The sequence below is a fragment of the Methylobacterium sp. Leaf102 genome (genome assembly GCF_001422425.1).
Classification (GTDB): Bacteria; Pseudomonadota; Alphaproteobacteria; order Rhizobiales; family Beijerinckiaceae; genus Methylobacterium.
The window spans coordinates 643,241-661,811 of record NZ_LMMX01000001.1 but is presented as its reverse complement, the minus strand read 5'-3'; the positions used below and the strand labels follow the sequence as shown (position 1 = coordinate 661,811).

15 protein-coding genes are annotated in these 18,571 nt (G+C 70.0%); 7 read left to right on the top strand and 8 right to left on the bottom strand.

Annotated elements, in window-relative coordinates; translation table 11 throughout:
- Positions 1 to 103: 103 nt before the first annotated feature.
- Together ASF27_RS03165 and ASF27_RS03160 are read left to right on the top strand one after the other, a co-directional pair.
- Complete coding sequence (locus ASF27_RS03165) at positions 104 to 1,213, top strand: catalase family protein (RefSeq protein WP_056357605.1); 1,110 nt, start codon at positions 104 to 106, stop codon at positions 1,211 to 1,213.
- Between the two features lie 33 nt (positions 1,214 to 1,246).
- Complete coding sequence (locus ASF27_RS03160) at positions 1,247 to 1,918, top strand: haloacid dehalogenase type II (RefSeq protein ID WP_056357872.1); 672 nt, start codon at positions 1,247 to 1,249, stop codon at positions 1,916 to 1,918.
- An 80-nt stretch (positions 1,919 to 1,998) separates the two neighbouring features.
- Here ASF27_RS03160 and ASF27_RS03155 read toward each other — a convergent pair whose 3' ends face one another.
- Together ASF27_RS03155 and ASF27_RS03150 are read right to left on the bottom strand one after the other, a co-directional pair.
- A complete protein-coding gene (locus ASF27_RS03155) occupies positions 1,999 to 2,769 on the bottom strand; it encodes a glucose 1-dehydrogenase (RefSeq protein WP_056357603.1) in 771 nt (256 codons plus the stop codon).
- A gap of 68 nt (positions 2,770 to 2,837) precedes the next feature.
- On the bottom strand, positions 2,838 to 3,179 hold the full coding sequence (locus tag ASF27_RS03150) for a LysR family transcriptional regulator (RefSeq protein ID WP_056265050.1): 342 nt from the start codon (positions 3,177 to 3,179) through the stop codon (positions 2,838 to 2,840).
- 192 nt (positions 3,180 to 3,371) lie between these two features.
- Here ASF27_RS03150 and modA point away from each other — a divergent pair, with 192 nt between their 5' ends.
- Positions 3,372 to 4,157, top strand: a complete 786-nt coding sequence (gene modA / locus ASF27_RS03145; RefSeq protein WP_056357600.1) for a molybdate ABC transporter substrate-binding protein — start codon at positions 3,372 to 3,374, stop codon at positions 4,155 to 4,157.
- Positions 4,158 to 4,165: 8 nt separating this feature from the next.
- A complete protein-coding gene (locus ASF27_RS03140) occupies positions 4,166 to 4,375 on the top strand; it encodes a molybdopterin-binding protein (protein WP_056357597.1) in 210 nt (69 codons plus the stop codon).
- Positions 4,376 to 4,397: 22 nt separating this feature from the next.
- On the opposite strand, the gene ASF27_RS03135 is transcribed toward ASF27_RS03140, so the two are convergent.
- The 5 genes from ASF27_RS03135 to ASF27_RS03115 all read right to left on the bottom strand — a co-directional run bounded on the left by ASF27_RS03135 (position 4,398) and on the right by ASF27_RS03115 (position 8,809).
- Positions 4,398 to 4,883 carry an SAM-dependent methyltransferase gene (locus ASF27_RS03135; RefSeq protein WP_056357594.1) on the bottom strand — a complete coding sequence of 162 codons (486 nt, stop codon included), beginning with the start codon at positions 4,881 to 4,883 and terminating at the stop codon, positions 4,398 to 4,400.
- Positions 4,884 to 4,901: 18 nt separating this feature from the next.
- Positions 4,902 to 5,672, bottom strand: a complete 771-nt coding sequence (locus tag ASF27_RS03130; protein ID WP_056357591.1) for an ABC transporter ATP-binding protein — start codon at positions 5,670 to 5,672, stop codon at positions 4,902 to 4,904.
- 2 nt (positions 5,673 to 5,674) lie between these two features.
- Entirely contained in the window at positions 5,675 to 6,712 is a 1,038-nt protein-coding gene (locus tag ASF27_RS03125) for an iron ABC transporter permease (RefSeq protein WP_082478798.1), read from the bottom strand.
- A gap of 11 nt (positions 6,713 to 6,723) precedes the next feature.
- Entirely contained in the window at positions 6,724 to 7,722 is a 999-nt protein-coding gene (locus ASF27_RS03120; protein ID WP_156467442.1) for an iron ABC transporter substrate-binding protein, read from the bottom strand.
- A gap of 61 nt (positions 7,723 to 7,783) precedes the next feature.
- Positions 7,784 to 8,809: a helix-turn-helix transcriptional regulator gene (locus tag ASF27_RS03115; protein ID WP_056265066.1), complete on the bottom strand. Its 1,026-nt coding sequence runs from the start codon at positions 8,807 to 8,809 to the stop codon at positions 7,784 to 7,786.
- A 465-nt stretch (positions 8,810 to 9,274) separates the two neighbouring features.
- Here ASF27_RS03115 and ASF27_RS03110 point away from each other — a divergent pair, with 465 nt between their 5' ends.
- The 3 genes from ASF27_RS03110 to ASF27_RS03100 all read left to right on the top strand — a co-directional run bounded on the left by ASF27_RS03110 (position 9,275) and on the right by ASF27_RS03100 (position 16,904).
- Positions 9,275 to 11,815, top strand: coding sequence for a TonB-dependent receptor (locus ASF27_RS03110; protein WP_056357585.1), 2,541 nt, complete (start codon positions 9,275 to 9,277; stop codon positions 11,813 to 11,815).
- Between the two features lie 434 nt (positions 11,816 to 12,249).
- Entirely contained in the window at positions 12,250 to 16,110 is a 3,861-nt protein-coding gene (locus ASF27_RS03105; RefSeq protein WP_156467433.1) for an autotransporter domain-containing protein, read from the top strand.
- A gap of 77 nt (positions 16,111 to 16,187) precedes the next feature.
- Positions 16,188 to 16,904: a glycosyltransferase family 2 protein gene (locus ASF27_RS03100; RefSeq protein WP_056357579.1), complete on the top strand. Its 717-nt coding sequence runs from the start codon at positions 16,188 to 16,190 to the stop codon at positions 16,902 to 16,904.
- Positions 16,905 to 16,974: 70 nt separating this feature from the next.
- Here ASF27_RS03100 and ASF27_RS21395 read toward each other — a convergent pair whose 3' ends face one another.
- Positions 16,975 to 18,564 (bottom strand): glycosyltransferase family 2 protein, encoded by a 1,590-nt coding sequence (locus tag ASF27_RS21395; protein WP_156467432.1) that lies wholly within the window; start codon positions 18,562 to 18,564, stop codon positions 16,975 to 16,977.
- Between the last annotated feature and the right edge of the window lie 7 nt (positions 18,565 to 18,571).

The following is an 18,571-nucleotide window of genomic DNA, read 5'->3' as shown; positions in this document are numbered from 1 at the left end:
GCGGGATTCTATCTGGCACCATCGTGAACGCGCGCCACCCAGCCAGTCTGGAACGGGTCTCGACTGAGCCGGTTGTGCGCAGAGACCCTCCGGAGACCTTCGCATGCCCGACAGCCCCGTCCGTTACAGCGCCGATGTCGAGGACGTGAAACCCGATGAGGGGCAGACGATCGAGGGGTTGTGCCGGACCTTCGATACGATTCTGGAGCGGACCGCCGAGGATTACGGGCACGCCGTGCGGTCCGTGCACGCCAAGGCGCACGGCATCTTGGAGGGGACGATGACCATCGCGGCCGGGTTGCCCCCGGAACTGGCGCAGGGCCTGTTCGCGGTGCCGGGCGAGCACCGGGTCTACCTGCGCCTGTCCACGAATGCCGGCGATCTCCTGCCCGACGCCGTCTCGCTGCCGCGCGGCCTCGCCCTCAAGGTGCTGGATGCCCCCGGCGCGCGTCTGGAGGGGGCCGAGGGGACGAGCCAGGACTTCATCATGGTCAACGCCCCGAGCTTCCAGGCCAAGACCGCCGAGGCGTTCCATGGCAGCCTCAAGCTGCTGGCCAAGACGACGGACCGGGCGGAATCCCTGAAGGTCGCGGCCTCGACGGTGCTGCGCGGCGTCAACAAGGCGCTGCAGGCGGTGGGCGTGGAGAGCACGACCCTCGGGTCGCTGGGCGGTGCGCCGAACGTCGATCCCCTGGGCGAGACCTATTACAGCGTCACGCCGTTCCGGTACGGCGACCACATCGCCAAGTTCTCCCTGGGCCCCGTGGCCCCGGCGCTCCGGGCCCTGACCGGCCGGGAGATCGATGCCTCCGGCCGCCCCGACGCGATCCGCGAGACCGTCCGATCCGAGATGCGGGATATCGAGGCCGTGTGGGCGTTCCGCGTTCAGCTCTGCCGCGACTTGGAACGCCAGCCCGTCGAGGACCCGACCGTGGTCTGGAACGAGGAAGAGGCGCCGTTCCACACCGTCGCAACCATCACGGTCCGCCCGCAGGACAGCTGGGACGCGGGCCGTGTCGCGGCGGTCGACGAAGGCATGCGCTTCGGCGTCTGGACCGGACTCGCCGCGCATCGGCCGCTGGGCAACATCAACCGCGCGCGCAACGCGCCCTACCGGCACTCGGCCGATTTCCGCCAGCGTTTCAACGGATGCCCCATCCACGAACCGACCGGACAAGGGCCGATCGGACAAGTCCGGGACGGGGTGGTCTGACCCATGGCCGACGCTCAGCCAGCCGGAGCCGGCTTGCCGCCCCGCGTAAAGGTCGTCGCGTTCGACATCATCGGCACGGTGTTCAGCATGGCGCCGATGCGGACCGCGCTGACGGGACTCGGGCTTCCCGCCCTCGCCCTCGACTTCCTCTACACCGCCGCCTTGCGGGATACGTTCGCCTTGGGTGTGACGGGGGCCTTCGCACCCTTCCGGTCCGTCATGGCCGGCTGCCTCGACGAACTGCTCGCCATGAAGGGCGTGACGGCGTCGGTGGAGCAGAAGAAGGCGGTGCTCGGCCTGATGAAGACCCTGCCGCCGCACGACGACGCACGGGCGGCGTTCGAAGTGCTCGCCGGGGCCGGCCTGCGTATCGTCGCCCTCAGCAACGGGGCCGCCGAGACCACCCAGGGGCTCCTCGATGCGGCGGGCCTGGCCGGGCTCGTCGAACGGGTCCTGTCCGTCGAGGCGGTCGGTCTCGCGAAGCCCCGCCCGGAAGTATACCGCTATGCCGTCCGGGAGGCCGGTGTCGCCCCGGGTGAGATGGCCCTGGTGGCGACCCATCCCTGGGACATCCACGGTGCGAAGGCCGTCGGGCTCGTCGGCGGATACGTCGCGCGTGGGCGTCCGTTCTCGCCGGTGCTGCGGGCGCCGGACGTGACCGGCGAGACGCTGCTGGACGTCGCCCGACAGCTCGCCGCGCCGTAGACCGGCGCGGACATTGCGGCGCTCAGGCCGCGGCGTCGTGGGAAGCCCGCCGTGGGGGCCGGCTTCCCGTCATGAGGCGATCAGGCGCCGCCCCACTGCATGGTCAGTCCGCCATCGACCACGAGGGTGTGACCCGTGACGTAGTCGGAGTCGTGGGACGCCAGATAGAGGACAGCCTTTGCGATCTCGTCGGGTTGGCCGGCGCGGTGCCACGGAATCCGCTCCAGGGATGCCTCCAGCTTCTTCGGATCCTCGAACCGGTCGCTCGTCATCGGGGTCTCGATCAGGCCGGGCGCGACGTTGTTGACGTTGATCTTGTCCTCGGCGAGCTCCCGCGACAGGCTGCGGCAGAAGGAGCCGATGCCGGCCTTCGACATGCCGTAGGGCGCGCTCCCCGGCGTCGGCAGGTGCTGGGCCACGGACGAGACGGTCACGATCTTGCCCCGTCCGCCCTGGGCGCGGCGCACCGCGATGAAGGCCTTGGCGCAGAAGACCGGCCCCATCAGGTTGACCCGCAGGATCTGCTCCAGCTTCGCTTCCTCCATCTCCGCCACGGGCATGCCGCTCATGGCCTGACCGGCATTGTTGACGAGGATGTCGAGGACACCGAGTTCGCGTGCCACCTGCGCGAAGGTCGCCTCGACGGAGGCCGCGTTGCCGACATCGTCCTGAATGACGAGGCAGCGCCGCCCCTGCGCCTCCACGCGACGGGCGGTCTCCCGCGCGCCCTCCGCATCCGTGTTGTACGTGATGGCGACGTCCGCGCCTTCGCGGGCGAACAACTCCGCCGTCGCTTGGCCGATGCCCGAATCGGCCCCGGTGATGAGGGCGCGCTTGCCTTGCAGCTTCATGATGATCCCGTGTTTCGCTGATGCGGGATCAATCGGCGCTTCCGAATGTCGGTTCCTGCGACGGAGAGTCAGGCGCCATCCTCCGGACTCGCGAAGCCGTCGAGGAACGGCCGCGCTGCCGCCTCCGCCGCGTCCTCGACGGCCCGGTAGCGCGCGACCACATGGGCCCCGAGGTCGGAGAGATGCGCGCCGCCGCCCGCCCTGCCGCCCGCCTGTGTCGCGACGACGGGCCGCCCGAAGCCGTGGTTCATGGCCTCCACCAGCACCCACGCCCGTCGATACGACATGCCCAGCGCCCGGCCCGCCGCCGAGATCGACCCGTGCTCCGCGATCGCCTCGAGGAGCCGGACCTTGCCGGGCCCGATGCGGTGACCGTCTCCGAGATCGATGCGGATGCTCAGGCGCGCCATCGGGGTCTTTCTTTTTCCAAAAGCGTCGTCTTCCAAGAGCATCGTCGTCCGATCGGCTCCGACACGAAGCCCTTCGGAAGAAAGCCCCTCGCCTTCGTTATGTCCGTCTGTATATATCGGGGGGCGGCCACGCATGATATTCCCGGTGGCCCGTAGCCCGAACGTCTGTGCCTTCCCGAGGACCGAGCCCGCATGCGCGCCACCCTCCGTGCCCTCGTCTTCGCCGGCCTGATCGTGGCGGCCCCCGCCGCGCGGGCCGCCGAGACTGCCACAATCTTCGCGGCCGCGAGCCTGAAGAACGCCCTCGACGCGGCCGGCAAGGCGTTCACGGCGGAGAACGGCGTCGCCCTGAAGACGAGCTACGCCGCGTCGTCGGCCCTGGCCCGGCAGATCGAGCAGGGTGCGCCCGCAGACCTCTTCGCCTCGGCCGACCTCGAATGGATGGACCACCTCGAGAAGAAGTCGCTCGTGCGCCCCGGAACCCGGGTGAATCTGCTCGGCAACCGCATCGTGGTCATCGCGCCGAAGGACGCGACGATCACCGCCGTGCCGTTCACCCCGGCGGGCTTCGACGCGGCGCTGGGCCCCGACGGGCGGCTCGCCACGGGCGAGGTGACCTCCGTACCCATCGGCAAGTACGCCAAGGCGGCCTTCGAGACGCTCGGCCTCTGGAGCGCCGTGCAGCCGCGTCTGGCCCAGGCCGACAACGTGCGCGCCGCCCTCCTGCTCGTCTCGCGCGGCGAGGCTCCGTTGGGCGTCGTCTACGAAAGCGATGCGAGGTCCGATCCCGGCGTGAAGGTGGTGGGTGTGTTTCCGGCGGACTCGCACCCGCCGGTCGTGTATCCGTTCGCCGTCACCGCCGAGGCAAAGGGGGACGGCGCGGCCCGCTTCCTCACCTTCCTCCGAAGTGCGGCGGCTCGGCCCTATTTCGAGGCCCAGGGCTTCCAGATCCTCGGCCCCCCTCCACCCCGCCAATGAGACCAACGATGAAGATCAGCGCGCGCAACACCCTCAAGGGCAAGGTCGTTTCCGTCGAGAAGGGCGCCACCACCGCTCACGTGAAGATCGAGGTCGCCGACGGCACCGTGATCACGTCCTCGATCACCAACGAGGCCGTGGACTCCCTGGGCCTCACGGTCGGAGCCCAGGCCTACGCCGTGGTCAAGGCGTCGGACGTGATGATCGCCGTCGACTGAGCGAGCGTCCGGGGCGCGGCCCCTACTCGAAGTCGCCCGGCTGCGGCGGGGCGACGGGGGTGAACAGGCTGCGGTCCGGCTTGAGGTCGAGGAGCGGTGTGCCATCGAGGCAGTCGAGACCGCGCACGGTCAGCACCGGCCCCTCGACGGAGACGAGCCGCGCGATGGACGTCCCGATGGGGGTGGGGCGCACCGGCGAGCGCAGGGAGAAGGTGCCGCGCGCGATCCCGTCGCTCGCCGGGCACTGGCGGACGAGGTCGCGCCGGGACGCGTCGAGCCAGTACAGCACCTCGATCCGCGCGTAGGCCGACAGCCCGTCGAGGGCGGCGACCCAGGGCTCGAACACCTCGATCCGGCACAGGGGGCCGTCGGCCCGCCCCTGACGCGGGCAGGCGAGGCGGTCGGTCCAGGGCGTGGAGATCCGCCCGATATAGACGAGGCCCGCATCGGTGGCGGCGGGCGGGGCCACGGCGATTTCGTTGGGGCGGATCTCGTTCAGGCGCACCATCGGCAAGGCCTCTCGCAATCAGGATAGGATCGGGGCGCAGACGGAGCGGCCGTATCCGGGCAGCGGCACCACCGCGACGGCGACGCCGTAGAGGCGCTCCAGGCTCGCGGGCGTGATCGTCTCGGCCGGGCCCCCGAGGGCGGCGAGGCGCCCTTCGTGCAGAAGCGCGACGCGGTCGGCGCAGAGGAAGGCGTGGTCGGGGTCGTGGGTCGACAGGATCACGGAGATCCCGCCGCGTGCGAGCCGCCGGACCTGATCGAGGACGCGGGTCTGATTGCCGAAATCGAGGCTCGCGGTGGGCTCGTCCATGACGAGGAGGCGGGGCTCCCCGGCGAGCGCCCGGGCGATGAGTACCATCTGGCGCTCGCCGCCGCTGATCTCCGTGTAGATTCGGTCGGCAAGATGCGTGACGCCCAGCGTCGCCAGCGCCCGTTCGGCGTGCTCGCGGTCGACCCGGCCCGGGCCGGCGAAGGCGCCGAGCCGGCTGGCGCGCCCCATGAGGACGACGTCGCGGACCGAGAACGGGAACAGCGCGCCGTGCGCCTGGGGCACGTAGCCGAGGCTGCGGGCGAGCCGGGCCCGCGACCAGCCCGCCACGTCGGCGCCGTCGAGCAGGATTCGCCCGGCCTGCTTCGGCAGCAGCCCCAGGAGGGTCTTGAACAGGGTGGTCTTGCCGCCGCCGTTGGGGCCGAGCAGGCACAACACCTCGCCGGCCGCGAGGGTGAAGGTCACGCCGGACCCGATCCTCCGGGCTCCGTAGCCGAACGCGAGATTCTCGACGCCGAACATCGTCAGGCCCAGCCCCGCCGGCCGCTGGCGAGGAGCCAGAGGAAGAACGGCGCACCGATGAGCGCCGTGAGGATTCCGAGGGGCACTTCCACGGAGGCGAGGGTGCGGGCGACGCTGTCGACGGCGAGCAGATACCCGGCGCCGAGCATCAGGGAGGCCGGCAGCAGGCGCCGGAAATCCGGCCCCACCAGGAGACGGGCGACGTGGGGCACGAGGAGCCCGATCCAGCCGATGACCCCCGTCACCGAGACCGCCGCCGCCGTCACCAGGGTCGCGGCCATGATGAGGAGCGGGCGCAGGGCCCGGGTCTCGACGCCCAGCGCCCGGGCCTCCTCCTCGCCGAGACTCATCAGGTTCATGCGCCAGCGCAGGAGCACCAGGGGCACGAGGCCGAGGACGATGGCCGGCAGGATGGCGCCGACATCGCCGATCGTCACCGACGCGAGGCTGCCGAGCAGCCAGTAGGTGATGGCCGGCAGCTGGTTGTAGGGGTCGGCCAGGACCTTGATGAGGGAGATCGCCGCCCCCAGCACCGCCCCGATGGCGACGCCGGCGAGCACCAGGGTCAGCACCGGATCGTGCCGGCGCACCGCGGCGCCGACGGCATAGACGCAGGCCACGGCGCCGAGGCCGCCCGCGAAGGCGAGACCCTGGATCGCCGCCACGGGGAGCGACAGGAAGATGCCGAGCACCGCCCCGAGGCTGGCGCCGGCCGAGACCCCGAGGATGTCGGGCGACACCAGGGGATTGCGGAACAGACCCTGGTAGGTCGCCCCGGCCGCCGCGAGGGCCGCTCCGACCACCAGGGCGGCGGCGACACGCGGCAGGCGCACCCGCAGCACCACCGTCTCGACGGTCGCGTCGGCGCCGGACGGCCAGCCGAACAGCTTGGCGGCGAGCACGGCGAACACGTCGCCCGGCGGAACGGCGTAGCGGCCGAGCCCGAGCGCCACGATGGCGAGGGCGGATAGGGCGAGGACCGGCAGTGCCCATCCGGCGAGGACGAGGGCCCGCCGTCGTCGCGCCCCCCGCAGGGCCATGGCCTCCGCCGTCACGGCGCCGCGGCGCCGTCGAGGAGGGCATCGACCTGCGCGGGCGTGAGGTCGACATGATAGAACCGCCGGTAGAAGTCGCGCATGACCTCGGTCAGGGGCTCCGGGAATAGGTCGGGATAGAGCGCGCCCGCGAGCCAGCGCACGCCGATGAGGCGATTGGCCCCGGGCGGCGCGTCGAACCAGCCGAAGGGCAGGGTCGGCGTCTGAAGGACGCGGCCGTCGCGTACGGCCTTCACCCCGGACCAGAGCGGATCGGTGGCGATGGCCTTTCGGAAGGCCGGGTCCTGAGTCACGATCACGTCCGGGTTCCAGGCCAGGACCTGCTCCGGCGAGACGGTGGCGAGGCCGGTCTGTCCCGTCGCCACGGCGACGTTGCGGGCGCCGACGACGTCGAGCAGTTCGGCGTTGAGGGCCCCGGCCGGCGCCGTCTCGAGGCCCCTGGGACCGCGCGCGTAGTAGACGCGGGGGCGCCGGGCTTCGGGAAGCGTGGCGACCGTGTCGGCCACCGCCTTCAGGGTCGCGTCGGCAGAGGCGGCCAGACCTTCGGCCGCGGACGGGTCGCCGATGAGGTCGCCGAGTTGCCGATAGGTCGCGGCGGTCTTCGCGAAGGTGCCGTCGAGGATCACGTAGGGAATGCCGGTCTGCGCCTGCACCCGGTCAGCGAGGGAAGCGTAGGTCGGCCCCGTGCTGCCGACATCGACGATGAGATCGGGCTTCAACGCCAGCACGGCCTCGACGTTGGCGGTGCCGCCGCGCCCGGTGAGGCGCCCGGTGGCGGGCAGATCCCGCGTCTCGGGTGCCAGGAACGGACGCTCCGCCGGGGTCGGCGCGCGCACCCAGCCGACCATCCGGCCCGGCGCGAGGCTGTAGAGCATCACCGAGGCCGGCGGGCCGGCGGCGAGGATGCGGGCCACCCGTTCGGGAATCTCGACGACCCGTCCCGCCGCGTCGGTGAACGGGCGCGCCGAGGCGGGGAAAACCGCGAGGCCGCCCATGAGGAGGGCACCCGCGAGAACACGGACCCGCGTCCGCAAGTGTCTGACAACGTTCATCGGTTCAGTCGCTCTTCGCACGCCGGTAGCCGACCGTCCGATCCGCACCCTCCGCCACGGCCTCGGCGACCCGGTCGAGGAGGGCGTCGGGCAGCGAGGCGCTGCAGGCGAGGTAGTAGCATTCCCAGCCGAGGGAGAGGAACGCGAGGCCGAACCGCTCGGCCGCCGCTCGGGCCCCGAGGCCGGCATCGGCGGCCCCGGAGGCGATGACCGCGGCCACCGCCTGATGCGTGAACTCCTCCGTGGCGTAGCCCTGGATGTCCGATGGTTCGATCCCGTGCTCGGCGAGGAGGCGATCGAACCACACCCGCGTCCCCGACCCCCTCTGCCGGTTGATGGTCCGCGCCCGCAGGCGCGCGAGGTCGGCGAACCCCTGGATGCCGAGGGGATTGCCGGCGGCGAGCATCACGCCCTGCTCCCGCTCGAACAGGGGGCGGACGCGGATCCCGGGCGTGTCGCCGAGGTCGGCGAAGGCGGGGCCGGCGAGGGCGAGCCCGCCCGGACCGCAATGGAATCCGGCAGCGTCGGCGCGGCCCTCGGCGAGGCGGGCGACGGCATCCGCGCTGCCCGCGACGACGACGGCGATCCCCGGCCAATCGGCCAGCACAGTCATGAGCAGCAGGTCGTGGCTGGCGACGAGGGTGAGGGTGGGGGCCGCGTCGCCGAGGAGGCCGGCGAGGCGCGCCTGGACCGACCGGCCCTCGCGCGCCAACGGCCCCGCCAGGGCCGCGGCGGCCTCCGCGAGGGCATCGTGCAGCGCCACCCCCGTCTCCGTCAGGGTGCTGCCGTGCCCGCGCGTCTTCTGGACGATCTGGTGGCCGAGCGCGCTTTCGAGGGTGCGCAGGCGCTCCCAGGCGGCGCGATAGGACAAGCCGAGTTCCGTGGCGATGCCCTGGACCGAGCCGGTGCGCGCGATGGCCTCCACGATGGCGAGGGTTTCGGCGACGCCGAGATGCTGCTCGCCGATGCGGATCGTTCCGCCGATGCCGAGCGCGATGCTGAGCGGTTGTCCATCGGCGTCTTGCGTCATGGGAGACCGTCGCGAGTGCTGATCCGATGCCTCCGGTTTCGTGACCCGAGGCGACGGACGGATAGCACGCCGCGGGTGAAGCGGCCGAATGGACGATCGTACGTCCAGAGCCCGTTTCGTCCACCATCGCCCTCGATTCGACGGAGCGGTCGCCACCGGTCCGGACAGGGGATCCTGGATGAATGGTTCTCCATCGGGACGACGATCGCCTTCGGGTGGCTAGGCCGGCCGCGATTGCCGAATGATCCCGAACAAGATTGCCATTGTTGCCTCTAAGTCTCTGTCGAATAAGGGAAAAATGTGGCATGAACACCACTTGGTCCGCCATTCCGCTGCCAGGGAGCCCAGGATTCCCGATGATGATGCGGGATGGACTTGCCCTGTCCGCGCATCCTCGCCCATGAGTGAACAACACGTCGCCAGAAGGTGACGGTTACAAATACAATCCTGGGTCGGGAAAGAATCATGCGCTCGCTGCGGTACAGCCTATTTGCTTCAGTCGCGCTGCTGCCGTGCGTTGCTCAGGCACAGAGCACGGTTTCGCTCAGCGAGATCAGCGTTGTTGCAACCACACCGGTCGGTGTCGCCGCCGGAAATGGTGCGCCCAGTATTCCGGTACTGCAGGCCCCGGGCGGAACGGCTCTCCAGGTTCCGGATACCACGCGTCTGCGTGGCGGTGCTCTGCCGCTCAACAAGATTCCCAGCACAGTCGAGACGGTCACGGCCGCTGATCTGAATTTCGACCGCGCGACCTTCAACGCCGTCGAGACCCTGGCCCGCCGCGTGCCCGGTCTCAACCTGTCGGATAGCCAGGGCAACAACAACCGCGTCGACATCAACTACCGTGGCTTCCAGGCCTCGCCGGTGACGGGCGTGCCGCAGGGCCTCGCCGTCTACCAGAACGGCGTGCGCATCAACGAAGCCTTCGGCGATACGGTCAACCTCGATCTCATCCCGCAGGTCGCCATCAACCGCATCGACGTCGTCACCGGCAACCCGGTCTTCGGCCTCAACGCGCTGGGCGGCGCGATCAACATCCAGATGAAGAACGGCTTCAACTGGCAGGGCACCGAGATCACCGCGCTCGGCGGTTCGGACGCGCGCATCGCCGGCTCCCTGCAGCACGGCAAGATGATCGGCCCATGGAGCATCTACTTCGCGGGTGATGGCCTCAACGACCGCGGCTGGCGCTTCCAGAGCCCGAGCACCATCGGCCGGGTCTACGGCGACGTCGGCTACCGGACGCTGGATTCGGAGTTCCACCTCATCGGCCAGATGGCGCGGACCTATTTCGGCGCCGCCGCCGCGACACCCACGGACTTCACCCACATCGAGCCGCGGGCGATCTTCACCTATCCGCAGACCACCACCTCCGAAGTCGGCACCATCCAGCTCACCGGCCGCGTCGATCTCTCGCCGACCTGGGACATCTCCGGTGCCGCCTACTTCCGACGCTTCAGCCAGCGCTACATCGACGGCAACGACAGCGATTTCGAGAACTGCAGCACGCGCTCGAGCTTCCGCGGCCGGCTCTGCTACGAGGATGACGGCTTCAGCCCCTCGGCCGGCCAGTCGCAGCTCGCTTTCCGTAACCAGTTCCTGATGGTGGGCCGGGGCGCCCCGAACGGCATCCCGTTCACGGCGGGCGTTCCCTACGGCACCCTCGACGTCACCAAGACCGAGGCCACGGGCTACGGCGGCACGCTCCAGGCGGCCAACCGCGACCGGGTGTTCGGCTTCAACAACAGCTTCGTGGTCGGCGGCTCCATCGACGTCGCGGATTACGGCTACAAGTCGTCGAGCACGCTGGGCGTCATCAACCCCGACCTGTCGGTGACGACGAACCCGCTGACGCCCGCCTACGGCACCGTGCCGGGCCTCGGCACCGACTTCCTGCGCACGTCGGCTGCACTCGGCATCGCGCCGAGCTCGGTGACGGGCTCGAACCTCTACATGGGCCTCTACGCCACCGACACCATCGACATCACCGACGCCCTGTCGCTGACGGCCGGCGCGCGGCTCAACTTCGCCCGCATCTCGAGCCAGGACCAGACGGGCTTCTCCCCCGACGTGACGGGCACGCACTACTTCAACAAGATCAACCCGGTGGCGGGTCTGACCTACCGCTTCGCCCCGGGCCTCAACCTCTACGGCGGCTACTCCGAGTCGAACCGCGCGCCGACGCCCCTCGAACTCGCCTGCGCCAACCCGCTCCGCCCCTGCCTGCTGCCGAACTCCCTCGTGGCCGATCCGCCGCTCAAGCAGGTCGAGGGCCAGACCTACGAGGTCGGCTTCCGCGGCGCGCTGCCGAACTTCTACGATGGCGGCCTGGTCAACTATAAGGTCGGCGCCTTCCGCACCGATCTGACCAACGACATCCTGTCGCTCGCCACCCCGGGCAACGCGGCACGCGGTTACTTCGTCAACGTGCCGGCGACCCGTCGCCAGGGCGTCGAGGTCGGCCTCGAATACGTCGCCGACTGGCTCACCGTCTACGCGAACTACGCCCTGATCGACGCGACCTTCCGCTTCAACGGCACGCTGTCCTCGCCCAACAACCCCCTGTCGGTGGACGGCGCGATCGATGTGGTCCCGGGCAACAAGGTCCCGCTGATCCCCGACCACCAGTTCAAGGTCGGCTTCGACGTCGAGGTGCTGCCGCGCTGGCGCGTCGGCATGGCCATGCAGGCCTTCTCGTCCGCCTACTATCGCGGCGACGAGTCGAACCTGAACCGCAAGCTGCCCGCGTACTACGTGCTCAACCTCAACACGAGCTACCGGGTGAACCGGAACCTCGAGCTGTTCGGCTACGTCACCAACCTGACCAACAACCGCTACACGACGTTCGGCACCTTCTTCGAGCCGGGCCTCGTGGCCAACCGCTACCCCGTCAACGACGTGCGCACGACGACGCTCGCTCAGCCGCTCTCGGTCTACGGCGGCATCCGCTACACCTTCGGCGAGGCGCCCGCGCCGATGCCGGAGCCCATCGTGCGCAAGTACTGAGCCGTCGTCAGTCACCCACGCCCGGTCATCACCAAGCATCGGTGACGACCGGGTCTCCGTCCGAAGGGCCGGCCTCGAACAGGGGCCGGCCCTTTTCGCATTCATGGGCTCTCGACGCGAATTGCCAGTTTTTCCTGTCCGTTCTGCCTGTTTTAAATAGAAATCCTGCCTGAATACCGTGATGTTCGTGTCTAAAGTCCGCGTTCTAAGAAGAATGTGTGATTGATTTGCATCTCGTAAAATCAAATTCCGGACACCGGCCCTCGAACACAGAACTAATTTTTGACTCTGCTCGTGCTGTCCGTAATCGTCGCTCCATTGGCAGCGCATGCGAGCGGCCGACCAATCAAAATCATAAAATCCTGGGGGATACGATGTCGAGGCAAGGTCAAGTGCTGCGCCGCTCACTGATGGTGAGCGTTCCCGTGTGGAGCATGTTGATCGCCGAGGCCTCGGCGGCGTGCCAACCGGCTTCGCCCGCCAGCGGGCAGACCGTGACCTGCACCGATGCGCAGCCGACCGGCTACGTCGCGCCGGCCGCCGCCACCGGCCTCACGGTCAGCATCCAGCCGGGCGGCACCATCGGTTCGCAGCAGACGAGCGCCGGCACGAACCCGAGCTTCACCAATGTGCGGGTGAACGGCACGAGTATCGTCAACAATGCCGGCACCGTCGGCAACACCGCGCCGCTGAACCGCGACAATTTCGGCGTGAACCTGGCGGGTGACCGCTCGACCCTGAACAACACCGGCACGATCACCCTCACGGCGCCGGCCGGCAACACCACGACCCGGGTCTACGGCGCCTATTCGAGCGCGCCGGCGGGCTCGCAGTACGAGAGCACCACGGTGACCAATTCCGGCACCATCGCGGTGACGCAGAACGGCAACGGCATCGCCCGGGGCATCTATTCCGGCGAGAACACCACGCTGTTCACGCTCAACAACACCGGCCTGATCTCGGCGACGCGCGGCACCTCCGCCACGGCGACGACGGCCGTGGTGGCGGGAGTGGATTCCGACGACGATACCGACCGTCTCGTGGTCAACAACGCCGCCGGCGGCCGGATCACCGCTACGGGCACGAACACCCGCGCGATCTCGGGCCGCGCCGCCCAGTACGAGATCAACAACAGCGGCACCCTCACCAACACCACCGCCAATGAGGCCGCCATCGCAACCTTCGCGGTGAATGCCGGTAATGCCGGCGACGCCACCACTGTCCGCGCCTACAACACCGTCATCACCAACACGGCCACTGGCGTCATCAACGGCGATGTCCGCAACTTCGACCAGGATCTCCAGACCGCCACGACGGTGGTGAACCTGCGCCGCACCGGCACCCTCACCAACGCCGGCACCATCAACGGCAACGTCGCCTTCGGCGGCGGCAATCAGACCGTGAACAACACCGGCCGCATCACCGGCGGCCTGTCGTTCCTCGACGTCGCCGCCACCGTGAACACGGTGAACCTCGGCACCGGGTCCAGCATCGGCGGCAACATCACCGCGCGGGGCCTCGGCACGAACAATCTCAACCTGTCGGGCACCGGCACCCTCACGGGGACGATCTCGGGCTTCACCAGCCTCAACCAGACCGGCGCCGGCAGCGCCTGGACCACCGCGAGCGGCTCGGTGCAGAACCTGTCCGGCAACCTCACGGTGGCGGGTGGGAATCTGACGCTCGGTGCCGGCTCGACGCAGAACGTCGCCGGGCTGATTCAGGTGACGGGCTCGGGCGCGCAGCTCACCGTGAACAATACGCTCACCAACAAGACCGTGAACCTGTCGGGCTCGAACACGAGTCTGGTCAACAACGGCACCCTCGTGGGCACTGGTGCGGCGGGCCGCGCCAACACCGCCGCCACCCGCGTCTACGGCGTGCTGACGAACTCGACGGGCGCCGACTTCGCCAACGTGGCGGTCACCAACAACGGCACCATCGCGGTGACGGAGAATGGGATTGGGATCTCGCGTGGCATCTATGCGGGCGAGAACATCGCCTCCATGGCGATCACCAACGCGGGCACCATCTCGGCGACCCGCAACGGCACCGGCACGGCGGCCGTGGCGGCCATCGATTCCGACGACGACGTCGCGGCGCTGAGCGTCACCAACCGCGCCGGCGCCACGATCAGCGGCACCGGCACCGGGGTCCGCGCCATTCAGGGCCGGGCACAGACCTTCACCATCGCCAATGCCGGCACGATCACAGGCCCGGCGGGTGGTCAGGCCATCGTGGTCTACGGCGCCGGCAACGGCGTGCTCACCAACGCCGCCACGGGTGTCATCACCGGTGACGTGCGCTTCACCGACGCCGACCCACAGGTGGCCACCACGGCCAACCGCCGCAACAGCACCACGACGAATGCCGGCCGCATCGCCGGCAACGTCCAGTACGGCATGGGCAACCACACCCTGACCAACACCGGCACGATCACCGGCAACATCACCTATGCGGATGTCGCGGCGAGCCGGAACACCGTGAACCTCGGCACCGGTTCGACCATCGGCGGCAACATCACCGCGCAGGGGCTCGGCATCAACGCCCTGAACCTGTCGGGCACCGGCACGCTCGCCAGCAACGTCGCCGGGTTCACCACCCTGCGCCAGGCCGACAGCGCCTGGACCCTGGCCTTCGGCTCGACGCAGACCTTCTCGGGCGGCGCGACGGTGGCGGGCGGCGTCCTCACGGTGAACTCCACCCTCAACGCCAACACCGGCGTGGGTCCGGCCGGCACCCTCGCTGGCACCGGCCGCGTCGCCGGCACCCTGACGAACGCCGGCATCGTCGCCCCGGGCAGCACCGCCGCCCCCTTCGGCACCCTGACGGTGACGAACTTCGTCCAGCAGGCCGGCGGCACGCTCCAGACTAACCTCGGCGTCGACGGCCAGGCGTCCCGCCTCGTCGCCACCGGCACCGCGACCCTCGCCGGCACCGCCAGCGTCACGGCGGCGGGCACCTACCTGCCCAACGCCCGGTACACGCTGGTCAGCGCCGCCGGCGGCGTGCGGGGCAACTTCGCCAACGTCACCGACAACGGCTCGCTGCCCTTCCTGATCCGCGCGATCGCCTCCTCCGACGCCAACAACGCCTACGTGACCCTGGCCCAGCAGAGCTTCGGCCTCGTGGCGCAGACGGCGAACCAGGCCAACGTGGCGCGCGGCCTCGATGCGGCGCTCGCCAACAACCCGCAGGCGCTCCTCGTCATCGACAACCAGAGCAACGCCGGGATCGCCGCGACCCTCGACCGGGTCGCCGGCCAGGGCTACGCGTCGCTGGCCGATCCGCAGCTCCGCTCGGGTCGCGCCTTCGGCAGCCAACTCCTGTCGCGGGCCTACGCCGCCAGCACGGAAGCCGGCCCGACGGGCTTCACCCTGCCGCCGACGGTCTACGCCGCCGACATGCCGAACCGCGCCCCCGTGCCCGCCCCCCGCTTCGTCGAGACGAGCCGCGGCTACGGCCTCTGGGCCACGGGCTACGGCCAGTTCGGAAGCGTCGACTCCACCGCCAACGCGGCGGGCCGCTCCGAGACCGTCGCCGGCATGGCGGGCGGCATCGACTTCCACCCGCAGGTGGGCACGGTGCTGGGCATCGCGGCGGGCTACGGTTCCGTCGACGTCGGCCTGAACCGCACCGGCGAGCGGGCGCATACGGACAACGCTCAGGTCGGTATCTACGGCGGCGTCTCCAGCGGCGCCCTCTACGCCAACGCCACCGTGGGCTACGCCCATGCGGAGGGCCGCGTGAACCGGTCCCTCGGCTTGGCGCAGATCCAGGCCGGTGGCGCGCAGGGCAAGGTCAGCGGGGACCAGTTCATCTCCGCGGGTGAGCTCGGCTACCGCTTCGCGGTTGCGCCCACCACGGTGCTGTCGCCCTTCGTCGGGTTCCAGGTGAACACCTTCGATCAGGACCGGGTCCGCGAGGGCAGCGCCGGCCCCCTCAGCCTCACCATCGCCGCCAAGGACTTCCTCTCGGCCCGCACCCTGGTCGGCGGCCGCTTGGAGACGGCGACGACGGTGCTGAACGGGCGTCCGGTCTCGTTCTGGGTCAAGGCGGCCTACGTCCACGACTTCGCCGACATCAGCCGCACCATCGGGGCGTCCTTCACCCTGGTGCCGACGGTGCCGTTCGCGGTCTCCGGCCGTCGCCTCGCCCGCGACCGGGCTTTGGTCGGCCTCGGCGTGAGCACGGAACTGGCTCCGGGCCTGGCCGGCTTTCTCGGCTACGACGCCGAACTCGCCTCCTCCGATACGATCCAGGCGGTGCGCGGCGGGGTTCGCTACACGTTCTGATCCGAACGGACGGCACGACGGGGGCCGGCTCGGACACGAGCCGGCCCCTTTTTGCTTTTTTGGAACAGGATGACGCGATGCCGTGGAAGGCCGGATGGCGGTGGCTGCGGGGTGGCAAGCCTGCGCCAAACTCCCCCGACGTCACCGTCGTGCTCACCTCGTGCGGGCGCCACGACCTTCTCGAACGCACGCTGGCGAGCTTCCGGGCCTGGAACACCGATCAGGGCATCGCCGAGATCCTCGTGGTCGAGGACGGGACGGGCGACCCCTCCGCGATCTGCCGGCGCCACGGTGCGCGCCTGCTCCGCCTCGGCCGGTCCCGCGGGCAGATCGCCGCCATCGAGGCCGGCTACGCCGAGGTCCGCACGCCCTACATCTTCCACACCGAGGACGATTGGGAATTCTATCGCGGCGGTTTCATCGAGCGCAGCCGCAGCCTGCTCGCCGCCGATCCCTCGACGATCTGCGTGTGGCTGCGGGCCTGGGACGACACCAACGGGCATCCCCTGCACTTCGTCTCCCCGGCGGGGGATTTCGGCGTGCTTGCCTTCGGCTACCGGGGCAAGTGGCACGGGTTCACGTTCAACCCCGGCCTGCGCCGCCTGTCGGACTATGCCGCGATCGGCAGCTTCAGCCGCATCCTCGTGAGCCCGCTGAAGCACGAGGGCCAGATCTCGCAGCACTACCACGCGCTCGGCTTCCGGGCGGTGATTCTCGATCGGGGCGGCTATGTCCGCCACATCGGCTGGGATCGGCGCATCCCACAGGGACCGGTGGACCCCCAGCCCGCCTGATCCCGGGATACCGAAGGGCAAGCCCTTCGGTGGGTGTCGGGCAGAGCCCGACTGTCTTCCCTGGCCTCCCTCAGGACGGCGTCCCCCGAGCCATCAGGGCCAGCACCCGCGTTGCCGCCTCTTCCGGAGTTGTGAAGGTGGTGTCGAGGAGCGGCACGTCGAGCTCGGCCGCGAGGCGCCGGTAGGTGTCGATCCGGTCCTCCGGCATCTCCGCCGCGGCATCGATGCCGCGCGCGGCCAGCCGCGCCAGGGTGGCGGGGCGGTCGGTCCAGGTCATCACGCTGAACGGGCGCGGCTCCCACCCGGCGCGGTAGGCCTTCGACAGCAATTGCGACGCCGTGAACCAGTGCCGGTCGAACACCACCGGCCCCGGGGGCGCCTCCGCCAGCGCCAGGGCGACGGCGTCGTGCGCCACGGCGTCGGCGCGGTCGTGCTGGCCGAGGCGGGCGAGATGCACCATCAGGGCGCCGACCCGGCCAGCAAACGGGTCGAGCACCGTGGCGCCCAGAGCCGCCGCCACGTGGCGCGCCACCGCCGACTTGCCCGAGCCGTCGAGCCCGTCGACGGCGAGGGCGATGCGTCCGGCCTGGTCCGCCTTCTCCTGCGCCCGCGTACGCGCCGAGGGGTAGATCCGGCCCTCGCGCCGGCCGTGTTCGAGGTAGTGCAGCGCGCCCTGCCAGGGCAGGGTGAACAGATCGGCGAGGTCGGGATGCAGGCGCAGGTAGCCGCCCGCGTCGAAATCCCCGGGCAGGGGACCATCGAGGGAGACGAGGTCGGCCATGCGCCGGGCTTCCTCCGGGGGCGCGGCGTCGGCCCGACTCCGGACCCGACTCCGGAAATGACGCGCCAGGGTATCGTCGTCTCCGAGAATGCCCTCGGCCACGGCCGCCGCGCGGGCCGCAGGATCGAGCACGATGGCGTCGTACGCGGTCCGCAGGCCGCCCGCTTCCCAGGTCGCGTACCACCGCCGCCAATGGCCGCCGACGCTTCGGTCGAACTCGGTGTTGCGGGCATAGGCCGCCCCGCCCTGGATCACCTTCGCCTCGAACTGGGCGTAGGTCCGGATCGGATAGTGGTAGATGGTGAGGCGCGGTTCGGCCGCCTGCGTCACCGGGCGGTCGTAGGTCGCTTCGTGGTTGCCCTGGCCGATGGAGACGAATCCGTCCGCCCGGCACACCGCCTTGGCGCTGACGGTGCGGATGAGCTTGGAGCGGCTTCGATCCGCCACCGGCGCCAGCACGGCGAGGGTCCCGTCGGCGAGCACGTCGCGACCGCTGCCTTCCTCTGGCGGGATCATGTTGCGGCGGCGGACCATGAGCACATCGGCGGAGGCCTGCGCCAGTACCTGTTTCAGGCTGCCGCCCGCGGCGTGCCAGAATTCGTCGGCGTCGCTGTTGATGATCCAGTCGGCCTTCAGGAGATCGCGGGCGAGGCGCGCCATCCGGGTGACCCAGGCGTATTGCCGGTAATCCTGATCCTCCTCGACGAGGAGGCAGACCCGCCCCGTCGGCACGAACCGCGCGACCACGTCGAGGGTGCCGTCGGTGGATCCGTTGTCGGTGATGACGATGAAATCCACCCCTTGGGCGAGGTGGTAGGTGAGGAAGTCCGCGATGATGTCGATCTCGTTGCGGATCAGCAGCGTCATCACCAGGCGCATCGTCGCC